The organism is Mycobacterium sp. TH-M25 (assembly GCF_057473665.1).
On sequence record NZ_JBYCLA010000010.1, the window covers coordinates 1 to 7976 of the forward strand.

Annotated in this window: 6 protein-coding genes; 5 read left to right on the top strand and 1 reads right to left on the bottom strand. The window is 64.4% G+C overall.

What is annotated here, in order from left to right:
- Positions 1–2561, top strand: a 2561-nt coding sequence (locus AC2VOU_RS00275) for an FtsK/SpoIIIE domain-containing protein (RefSeq protein ID WP_486955548.1), incomplete at its 5' end; no start/stop codon positions are given.
- A gap of 33 nt (positions 2562–2594) precedes the next feature.
- On the opposite strand, the gene AC2VOU_RS00280 is transcribed toward AC2VOU_RS00275, so the two are convergent.
- Positions 2595–3389 carry an HNH endonuclease family protein gene (locus AC2VOU_RS00280; RefSeq protein ID WP_486955549.1) on the bottom strand — a complete coding sequence of 265 codons (795 nt, stop codon included), beginning with the start codon at positions 3387–3389 and terminating at the stop codon, positions 2595–2597.
- Between the two features lie 617 nt (positions 3390–4006).
- On the opposite strand from AC2VOU_RS00280, the gene AC2VOU_RS00285 reads away from it, so the two are divergent.
- The 4 genes from AC2VOU_RS00285 (at position 4007) to AC2VOU_RS00300 (ending at position 7660) form a co-directional block, all read left to right on the top strand.
- Positions 4007–4987: a hypothetical protein gene (locus AC2VOU_RS00285; protein ID WP_486955550.1), complete on the top strand. Its 981-nt coding sequence runs from the start codon at positions 4007–4009 to the stop codon at positions 4985–4987.
- 111 nt (positions 4988–5098) lie between these two features.
- The gene (locus tag AC2VOU_RS00290; protein WP_486955551.1) at positions 5099–6787 is read left to right on the top strand and encodes an AIPR family protein; all 1689 of its coding nucleotides are present in this window, start codon (positions 5099–5101) and stop codon (positions 6785–6787) included.
- Between the two features lie 122 nt (positions 6788–6909).
- Positions 6910–7191, top strand: a complete 282-nt coding sequence (locus AC2VOU_RS00295) for a hypothetical protein (protein WP_486955552.1) — start codon at positions 6910–6912, stop codon at positions 7189–7191.
- Between the two features lie 22 nt (positions 7192–7213).
- Complete coding sequence (locus AC2VOU_RS00300) at positions 7214–7660, top strand: macro domain-containing protein (protein ID WP_486955553.1); 447 nt, start codon at positions 7214–7216, stop codon at positions 7658–7660.
- Positions 7661–7976 lie beyond the last annotated feature (316 nt).

The window sequence follows — 7976 nt, forward strand, 5'->3', positions numbered from 1 at the left end:
AGTTCATCACCACCGAGAAGCGGTGCAGGGACATTTTCGAGTACCGCGAGAAGCAGCAGGCACATCCAGGCGACCCGCAGTGGCCGCCGCTGCCGGACCTCATCGTGATCATCGACGAGTTCGGTGAGTTCCTCAAAGACCGCCCGAACTACCTGGAGCTGCTGATCCGCGTCGGCCGCGTCGGCCGCTCTCTGGGAATGCACCTGGTGATGTGCAGCCAGATCATCGACAAGTCGGTGCTCGGTGACCTGCTCGAACACCTGACGTTCCGCTATTCGCTGGCGGTCAACTCCACGCAGGGGTCCATCGCCATGATCGGCACCGATGCCGCGGCGACAATGGTGGCCAAAAAGGGCGGTCTCAAAGGAAAGATCCTGCGCAAGTTCACCTCTGATCCCGCACCTGTCGAAGTTGCCGCGTTTCATCACGAAGCGGCCTACGTCCGACGGACGGTGATCGAACGGTCGCGATCAGGCAGCGACAGCATCGAGACGGTTTCCGACCCCGTGGTCCCGTTCCCGTTGTTCACCGATCGCGGATTCACCCCCGTCGTGGAGGGCGAGGCGGTCGAGACCGTCGAAGAGACGCACACCGAGAACATGGCCGACGTGCTGCTGGAGAAGGTGTCACGGCTGGCGGACATGCGCACCCTGGATCTGTGGAAGCCGTCGCTGCGGGAGCCACTGAGCCTGCCCACTCTGGGCCTGGGGCGCGAAACCCGGGGTCTGCGCATCCGCATCGGCGAACTCGATCACCCGTCCAAACACACCAGGCTTCCGTGGAACCTGGAGTTCAGCGGCGCTGTCGCGCACCAGGTGATCGCCGGTGCCGGTAAGTCGGGGCGTACGACGCTGCTGCAGTCCCTGGTGATCCTCGGCTGCCTGCAGCACGGCCCGTCGCGCCTGGGGTTCATGCTGGCCGATTACGGCACCGGAAAACTCGGCGAGGTCCGCCGCAGTCCCAACGTCGCGGCCTATGCGCGACCCGGTGACGGGGAGACGGTCGCGCGCATCCTCGGTGAGGCATCGCGGCTGATCGACATGCGACGCACGGTGATGGTCGACCGTGACGTGTCGTCGATGGACGCTTACCTGGAGTCGAAAGCCGTCGATCCCGTTGCCGGTGACCCGTACGGCTACGTGATCGTAGCGATCGACGGTATCGGTGGGTTCCTCGGCGAAAATGGCGATGACCGGGCGGACCGGGCCAAGCTACTGCGCCCCATCCTCGACAGAGGCGCCGCGGTGGGGATTCACCTGGTGTTCACCGCGGACTCGCAGACATCGTCGAACGCCGGCAACCACGCCCATTACACGATCGACCTCAAAGGCGGTGTGCAGCTTCCGTCGACGGAGTACAGCGGGGCGCTGGTTCCGCCGGAGGTGAGGATGACCCTCAAGGAGCGCATCCCGATCGATCAGCCGGGCCGGTCATTTGATCCGGGCACGATGCTGCAGGCCCGCACCGTGGTCCCGATCAATCGGACCATTGAATCCGACCGCGAGGAAGGCGGTATGCCCGTCTTTGATGTGACCGACTACGGCGACGAGATCCGCCAGCTGTGCGGTGAGTTAGCCGAGGCCTACGCCGGCGAGGGTGTGCCGCCGGTCCTGCCGGCCGACCCGGTCATCGACTACGAGACGATCTGGTCGGTGTTCGCTTCGTTGGTCGATCCCGGTCGGCACCCGCTGCGCACGATCATCCCCCTGGGCAGCCGGATGGACACCCTGGCCCTGGCTCCGGTTCCGGACTTCTCCCAGAACCTTCTCGTCTTCGGCGAGAAGGGGTCGGGCAAAAGCAACGTGCTGCGCTCGATCATGGAGTCGGTGATGCGGCAGTTCACGCCAAAAGAAGCTGTCATCATCGTGATCGACCCGCTGCGTCAGCAGCTCGGGGAGCGTGACCGGCTCTATGAGCGCGGCTACATGCAGCGGGCGAAATTCGTCGACAAGCTCGACGACGACGGCAACCCCGTGATCGGAAACGATGGTGAGCCGGTCCGCGTGCGCAAACGTCCGCCGGGATACGTCTCCAGCCGCCAGGACATCGAGGACGTTGCAGGCATGCTGGTGCACCTGATGGCCACTCGTCGGCCGAACGACGACACCAGTGCCGACGACCTGCGCAACCGGACGTACTTCACTGGCCCCGAGGTGTACGTGTTCATCGACAACTTCGAGGCGATCGCCGCAGGGTACGCGGCCAAGACACCGTTCGACGAGGTGGAGGCCGGTGGCGAAACGGTCACCAGGTTGCTGGCCACTGGAATTGATCTCGGCGTGCACTTCGTTGTCGGCGACAATGCCGGCATGGCCGAGCGTTTGAAGTCCGCCGCTCTCCTGCTGGCGCTGCGCAACGCGATGCAGGCGCCGCTTCTGCAGCTGGCGGCTCCGCCGTCGGCGGGGTCGCCAGTGGCGGGAGCGTTCCATCTGCGGCCGGAGCGCTGGAGGCCCGGCCAGGGACGCCTGATCGTCGACGCGGACGACCACGTGATGGTCCAGACCGCACTGATTGCCGTCGACGACGCAGCTGCGAGGTTCAACAACAGCGGCACCGCCTGACCGCTCCGTCGCGCCGCGGCGGAGCAGGCGCGGTCAGCATTGCCCGTAGAAGCTATCCATTGTCGCTTTCTCCGCGGCGGTGACGCTGAGGCGGTATTTGTTCTTCACCATCACCTGCGTCTTGACGTAGGTGCATTGGAACGCTGCGTTCGGAGGCAACCACTGGTCGGCGGACTTGTCGCCTTTTCCCATGTTCGCCGGACCGTCGACGGCCAGCAGGTTCAGCGGGTCGTTGGCGATCTGTTTTCGCTCGGAAAGTGCCCAGCTCCATGCCCCCGAGACCCACGCGTTACCCAGCGGCACGATGTGGTCGATCTGAACGGCCGACGAGGTATCCCGCCCACGTGTGAACACGATGACGCCTGCGGTATAGGGGTCGGCCAGTGTTCCGGACATGACTTTGCACCGGCCGTCGGTGACCACACCGGTGAGGTCGCGCGCAAGGATATCGTCGCGTGTTCCGCACCCGTTGTGTCCGCCGTCCACGTCGACGTCGTCGGTCCATGGCTGGCCGAACATCAGTCGCGTGTAGCCATCCATGGACCCGCTCGGCGCGACGGTCAGTGTTGAGGGGTCTGGGCTTGCGGTACCGGTTCCGCTGAACGCGATGGCGATTCCGCTGGACCCCGCACCCGCGGCTCGATTCTGTGCGCCGTGCAGACCCGGTATCCGGTCCAGCAGCATCGTGACCCTGGTGCCGATATCGCGAGGCGAGCCGCCACTGAGGATGGTGCCAGCCACGACGGCGGCGACCATTGTTCCTGCCAGAGCCACGGCCAGTTGCGCCAGGACGGACACCAGTCCGGAAGATTTTCGGGGTGCGTTCACGGCTGCGCAGTGTGCTGGGGTTCCGGCGACGGGCAAGCCTGCGGCGCGACACGACGACCACCGCCCCGAAGCTGTCACGTCCCTGCGGGCGCGTGTGGCACGCGCCATCGAGAGCAGTGCCGGGTACCGGTGCTACGTCGGCTCTGCAGTCATCCAGCTTTCGCAGGCCGGGGTTCTGCCGTGGTGACGTTGAGCGGCGCTGTCGAGTATCTGGGCGCACCGCGTATGCCCGTGACCAGGTGTTTTATTCACTTGATCACCCTTTTGAGCGGCATATTTATTGCTAGTTTGAGCGAAGCTTTGAGCGCTGTTCTGAGCGGTAATTTGAGCGCTATTTTGATTCCGCCTGCCCACGGGAGCTGGCGCACGTGCGCGTGCGCGTTGGGGGACATGGTGACTTGGCGTGGGTGCGCCCGTTACCGGGGTTGTTGAGCCTGGACGTGAAGTGGGCCAGGCAGCCGTATTTTGAGATTGAGACCTCAACCGGGACTGGCGCGCCGCGCGCCGCGCACACCGCCGTCCCGGTTCTACAGTGCGCGGACCCGAACGCCCAGACGAGCCGGGAACAGCACGGCACGTGGTGCCGACCGCGACAGCTACAGAGAGGTGGTCCGGCCATGACGGCTGTGATCGACAACAAGTCATTCGTTCAAGGACTGTCGGTGGCGAAGGTGATGGCTTACGCCGGGAACGACGACCCGACGCACGCGGCGGTGTTGTTGGGCACCGCCCGGGTAGACACCGGCGATGTCGGAACGCAGAACAGCCTGGTGTTCATCTCCTCCGACGGCATCAGTCCGGGCCAGGCGATCTTCGAGTGCGACGGCGATCTGCCCGTGGTGAAGTTCTCCCTCGACCAGGCCGGGCAACTACTCGCGGCGGCCCGAGGCGCCGCGTCGGCGGTAAAGAAGATCGACAAAGAGGCCGAGTGCGCGGTGGAGTTGTCGGTGGTCGACGAAGGCAACACGCTGCTGATGCGCACCTTGACTGACGGCGACCTGGGGGAGGCTGATTCACGGCATTACATCCCGCTGCAGGACGCCGAGAGCTTCCCGCTTCGGTCGGTCCTGGCGACGCTGGGCGCGCGCGGCGCAGCGGAGATTCTGGGCACACGCGGAACCGGTGACGAGCAGAGCACCGCGCCGCTCAAGGTAGGCAACGTCCAGTCGTTCACCGACGTGGCGGTCAAGAAGATGGGCGCCATCGCCGCGGTGTTCAAGGAGCCCGTCGAGTTGTACACCCGCGCCCATCCGGCAGCGCTGGTGACACTGACGTGTGCCGGTGTGTTCCGCGCAGTGCTGTCCGCGCACGCGTACCCGCCGGACATCGACGTCGACGATCCCGAGGTTCCGGTTGCCACGGATCTGAGGCTGGGGTTCCCCGCCGGGGAGGACGGCGATGACAGTGATGGCGACGATGTTGGCGAGGACGTGACAGACGCGCTGATTGCCAAGTACGGACCTGACAAGGTGGCGCTGATTCTGGCCGACTTCAAAGGCGGCGCCACGTTCCTCGAGGTGGTGCCACGACTTCCCCGCGACGCCGATGCCGCTGACATTGCGGCCCACTGCAGCGATTCGGACATGCCCACGCGGTGATCATGCTGGAGAACATCCTGCGTCGGATGGATCAGGACTTTGAGTGGTCTCAGGATTCCGGTACCCGGCCAATAGACTTGGCCGCTTATCCAATGACAGGAGGGATCGACCGTGGGCGACTTGCACGTGGCGCAGATCAAGCGGCGGCTGAAGATCACCACCTATCCGCACATCGACGTCTCCGATCTGGGCGCTCACAGTGCAGAGCACATCGAGCAGGCGCAACTCACCCGCGCACTCGCCGCGTTCGTTCTGACCAAGGTGGCGGCCCTGAGTGACGAGGACGCGGCGGCGTCGGTGACCGACGGTTCGGACGACAACGGCATCGACGCCATTGCGTACGTGGATTCGGAGTCTCCACGCCTCTTCGTCGTCCAGTCGAAGTGGTCCGACACGGGCACCAAAGGTGCGTCCATGGAGGACATGATCAAGTTCCAGAAGGGGCTGGCCGATCTGGTCTCGATGAACTGGGAGCGGTTCAACGGCAAGGTGAAGGACCGCGCCGCCGAGTTGGATGACATCCTGCTGAACACCGATCTGCGTATCGAAGTCATCTTCGCGTCGATGGGCACACCCGCCGTGGCCGACAACGTGCGCGGGCACATGGACGATTACGTCGCCACGCTCAACGTACCGACCGAGGTCGCGACGTTCGGCTACGCGACTCAGGGATTCATCTACAAGCTGCTGGTCGACGAGAACCAGTCCAGCCAGATCGACCTCACCGTCGAACTCTCTGACTGGGGCCGGATGGAAGGCCCGCCGGAGGCGGTCTACGGCCACGTGAGTGGGACCAAGGTCGCCGGGTGGCTGCGGGACCACGGGGACTTCCTCCTCTCCCGCAACGTCCGGGTGGTCCTCCCGAACTCCGAGGTCAACAACTCCGTCCTGGAGACGGTGCTCGATTCCCCCGAGAACTTCTGGTACTTCAACAACGGCGTCACAGCGCTCTGCGAGTCGATCGACAAGGCACCGGCCGGTGGACCCGAGCGCCGACAAGGCACGTTCGGCGTCAAGGGAGTCAGCGTCGTCAACGGCGCGCAGACCGTCGGGACGTTGGCCCGGGCGCTGCGGCAGGGTAAGCAGGCGGAACTGAACAAGGTGCGCGTGATGGTCCGGTTCATCTCGCTGGAGTCGACCGCCGAGGACTTCGGCAAGCGGGTCACCCGTGCGACCAACACGCAGAACGTGATCGGCGGCCGCGACTTCGTGGGGCTCGATCCGGAGCAGGCGCGCCTGCGCGACGACTTCGCTGTCGACGACCTCACATACGCATTCCGCAGCGGGGAAGCTCGTCCCGACCCGGACCAAGGCTGTGAGTTCGGCGAGGCCGCCGTGGCTTTGGCCTGTGCCCAATCCGCGACGCTGGCCACCCAGGCGAAGCGCGAGGTCAGCCGCCTGTGGGACGACACCACCAAGTCCCCGTACAAGGCGCTGTTCAACGCCAAGACCAACCACCTGCGCGTATGGCGATTAGTCCAGATACTTCGCGCAGTCGACCATGAACTCGATCGCTTACGCGCCGGCCTGGACAATCGGACCAAGGGCTACGCGGTTCATGGGAACCGTCTTATCACTCACATCGTGTTCACCCAGCTCGATCTGTCCCGGATCGAAAACCACACTGAGGATTGGGCGCCGATCCTGCTGCGGGCCACCGAGTTGACGGCCCAGGTGCTTGACACCCTGAAGGACAAGGGCGAAGCCGAGTACGGCGGATATACCGCGAGCCTGTTCAAGAACGCGACCAAGACCGAACGCCTGGCCGCACTAACAATCGAAGCCATCGGGCGAGAGTAGAGCTGGTCGATCGGACACTCGCGGAGCCGTGGACCGACCCGTCCTTCGTCCCGTTCACTTCCCGGTCCCGCATATCGCGCCGCGGCGGGTGCCACCGGCCAGTCCTGATCGATCATTCGCCGGTGACGTCGTTATCGGAGTTGCAGTTTGCCATCGACCAATACGCCGTCGCGTGCTGGTTCGCCGCCTTGACCGACCGGCAGCGGCACTGGGAGGACCGGCAGGGCTGTGCTGACATTGTCGAAAAAGCCCGTGCTCACGCGATCAGCCGCGGCGCCAACGTGGACCAGTTGATCGACTGTGAGCAGTATGCGACGAATCTGGCACTGGCCGACCGCACCCCGCTGACGCTATCCGGCCGCACCTGGAACCAATTCGCCGCCGATGTCGGCGAAACCTGTTAAGCGATAGAGAAAACGGAGCACCATGAGTTTCACGATTGAAACCGGCGATTTATTCGAGCACCCCGCACAGGCACTGGCGCATGGAGTTAACTGCGTAGGTGTCGCCGGCGCCGGTGTCGCGGCGGTCATGAAGCGCCGACACCCCGACGCCATTCACCAATATGAGGTGCTGTCACGTCGCGGTGATCTCCCGGTCGGTGGAGCGATGATCTGTCCGCAGGGACCGGGGGATAAGACGATCATCCACTGCGCCAGTCAGGATCAGCCCGGACCCAACGCCACTGAGAAGCATCTGCGTTCGTCACTGACGGCCGGTCTGGACTTGGCGGTGAAGCACGGGATCTCCTTGGTGGCATTGCCGTTGATCGGCGGAGGAATCGGCGGGATCGACCCGGCAGTGGCAGAACGAATCATTCGCGAAGTCGCTGAGGCATCACCGGTAGCGGTCACGCTAGTGCTGTTCGCTTAGGCGTCTACGCGTCGTGGGAGTCTCGCCGTCTGCTGATGAAACCTGGGACAGATCCGAGAACTGTTTCCGCGACACGCCGAATGACCAACCTGTTGCGTGTTCTGTTGCGTGTCAGCGATGCGCAGTACAAATGCGCTATCCGATGCGGGTGGGTGACGTGCCCGGCTGGTGGGGAACTAGCCGGTCGCGCACCCGCATTGGATCTGTAACAGTAACAGCAACAGAAACGAGAACCGACATGTCCGCTCCCAGCGCTCAGGCTCCGGTCGCTCAGGCTCCGGTCGCTCAGGCTCCGGTCGCTCAGGCTCCGGTCGCT